Below are 2,365 nucleotides of genomic sequence, written 5' to 3' on the forward strand. Positions count from 1 at the left end.
ACAAACTTTCTCAGGAGGGGAGACAATCCCCTTCTGAGTTATACGCTCCGCGTGGATGCGCAGTGATTTTGATAAGAAGATGTCAGCAGAGCTGACCAAAATCACGCGCCAAGTCTCCGCGAGCGTCGACTTGAACTCAGAAGAGGGACATCCACTCTGAGCTATATAAAAAGTATGATACGAAAAGAAAGAATTCATCCCCATTCATAACAATTAGCAAAAACATATTTTATTGGTATGATAAATAGGGAAAATTTTTCCTGTTTTCTTGTATCTCCCTCCAAATAAGCGTATAATGAAAAGACACACCGATGCAACGTCATTGTTTGGCATAACATCGAGGAAATCAATTTACTTATGAAGAGAAGGGGTTTACACAATGGATCATTATTCAATTAACACAAAATGCGTTCAGGCTGGCTACACACCTGGAAACGGAGAACCTCGGCAGATTCCGATCGTTCAGTCCACCACATTCAAGTATGACACCAGCGAGGCAATGGGACAGCTCTTTGATCTCGAGGCAAGCGGATATTTCTACACCCGCTTACAGAATCCGACCAACGACCACGTTGCTGCCAAGATCGCTGCTCTCGAGGGTGGTACTTCTGCCATGCTGACTTCCTCCGGACAGGCAGCAAACTTCTTTGCCCTGTTTAACATCTGCGAGTGCGGAAGCCACATCGTCGCTTCTTCCTCCATTTACGGCGGAACTTTCAACCTGATCTCCGTCACTCTGGCAAAGATGGGCATCACTGCCACCTTCGTTTCCCCGGATTGCAGTGAAGAGGAGCTGAACTCAGCATTCCAGGAGAACACCCGCGCAGTCTTCGGTGAGACCATCGCCAACCCGGCTCTGACGGTACTCGACATTGAGAAGTTTGCAAAGGCAGCTCACGCTCACGGCGTTCCGCTGATCGTCGATAACACCTTCCCGACTCCGATCAACTGTCGTCCGATCGAGTGGGGCGCTGATATCGTCACCCACTCCACAACCAAATACATGGACGGTCACGGAGCAGCCGTTGGCGGTGCGATCGTGGACAGTGGCAAATTTGACTGGATGGCTCACGCCGAGAAATTCCCGGGTCTGTGCACACCGGATGAATCTTATCACGGTATCACCTACGCAGAAAAGTTTGGCAAGGAGGGCGCTTTCATCACAAAATGTACGGCTCAGCTCATGCGTGATCTCGGCTGTATCCAGTCTCCTCAGCATGCTTTCTATCTGAACCTTGGTCTGGAGTCCCTGCATGTCCGCATGCCACGCCACGTTGAGAACGGTCAGGCAGTCGCTGAATTCCTTGCCTCTCATCCGAAGGTAACCCGCGTAAATTATCCGGGACTTCCGAGCGACAAGTACTATGCCATCGCTCAGAAATATCTTCCAAACGGCGGTTGCGGTGTTGTCTCCTTCGAGCTGGAAGGTGGCAGAACTTCTGCTGAGATCTTTATGAAGCACTTAAAGCTCGCTGCGATTGAGACTCACGTCGCAGATGCCCGCACCTGCTGTCTGAATCCTGCAACCTCCACCCATCGCCAGATGACCGATGAACAGCTTGAGGCTGCCGGAGTACCGGCTGGTCTTGTCCGCATCTCCTGTGGACTCGAGGATAAAAACGATCTGATCGCCGATCTCGCACAGGCACTTGACGCTATTTAAAAATCAGAGTGATCTAATAGTCACCTGTACACGCAACAAACAGAAAAAATGGAAAAGTGGTGTTTGGCCTAACCGTCAAACACCACTTTTCTATTTAAGCAAATACCGAGTGGTTGCCAAACAGTTGCCATCGTTGCCAACTGGTCGATTTCGGGTCGATTACACAAAAAAATCGCCCATTTCTGGACGACTTTTACTTTGATCACTTTTAAAATTTTGCTTTAAAACAATAAAAAACCCTTGATTCACAAGGGCTTTAAGAGTTAAGCTGCTGACGGGAATCGGACCCGTGACCTCCGCACTACCAATGCGACGCTCTACCGACTGAGCCACAGCAGCATATGCAATTTTCATTGCAAGAGCGCGAGACGGGACTCGAACCCGCGACCCCGACCTTGGCAAGGTCGTGCTCCACCAACTGAGCCACTCGCGCATATCTGAATCGCATTTCTGCAATTCATACATGTACCTTCAAAACTGCACATTGAATCATCCGTATTTCTGTATTTCCTAAACCGTCTTGGTTAAGCCCTCGACCTATTAGTGACAGTCAGCTCCACGCATTACTGCGCTTCCACCTCTGCCCTATCTACCTCGTCGTCTTCAAGGGGTCTTACTCTTGCGATGGGATATCTCATCTTGAGGGGGGCTTCACGCTTAGATGCCTTCAGCGTTTATCCCTTCCCGACTTGGCTACTCGGC

General features: G+C 49.6%; 1 protein-coding gene, 2 tRNA genes and 1 rRNA gene. 1 reads left to right on the forward strand and 3 read right to left on the reverse strand.

Features of this window, described 5'->3' with window-relative positions; genetic code table 11:
* Positions 1 to 379 precede the first annotated feature (379 nt).
* Positions 380 to 1,663, forward strand: a complete 1,284-nt coding sequence (locus ACR0QT_RS14290; protein WP_432631364.1) for an O-acetylhomoserine aminocarboxypropyltransferase/cysteine synthase family protein — start codon at positions 380 to 382, stop codon at positions 1,661 to 1,663.
* Between the two features lie 266 nt (positions 1,664 to 1,929).
* Here ACR0QT_RS14290 and ACR0QT_RS14295 read toward each other — a convergent pair.
* The 3 genes from ACR0QT_RS14295 to ACR0QT_RS14305 form a co-directional block, all read right to left on the reverse strand.
* Positions 1,930 to 2,002: transfer RNA gene (locus ACR0QT_RS14295), tRNA-Thr, on the reverse strand.
* 21 nt (positions 2,003 to 2,023) lie between these two features.
* Positions 2,024 to 2,096 (reverse strand) — tRNA-Gly (locus ACR0QT_RS14300).
* Positions 2,097 to 2,183: 87 nt separating this feature from the next.
* A 23S ribosomal RNA gene (locus ACR0QT_RS14305) occupies positions 2,184 to 2,365 on the reverse strand; the annotation flags it as partial.

Source organism: Brotaphodocola sp. (assembly GCF_050873365.1).
Taxonomy (GTDB): domain Bacteria; phylum Bacillota; class Clostridia; order Lachnospirales; family Lachnospiraceae; genus Brotaphodocola.

Excerpts from the sequence above, each read along its gene's own strand:
- ACR0QT_RS14290 (WP_432631364.1), top strand. The coding sequence starts at position 380 with ATGGATCATTATTCAATTAACACAAAATGCGTTCAGGCTGGCTACACA.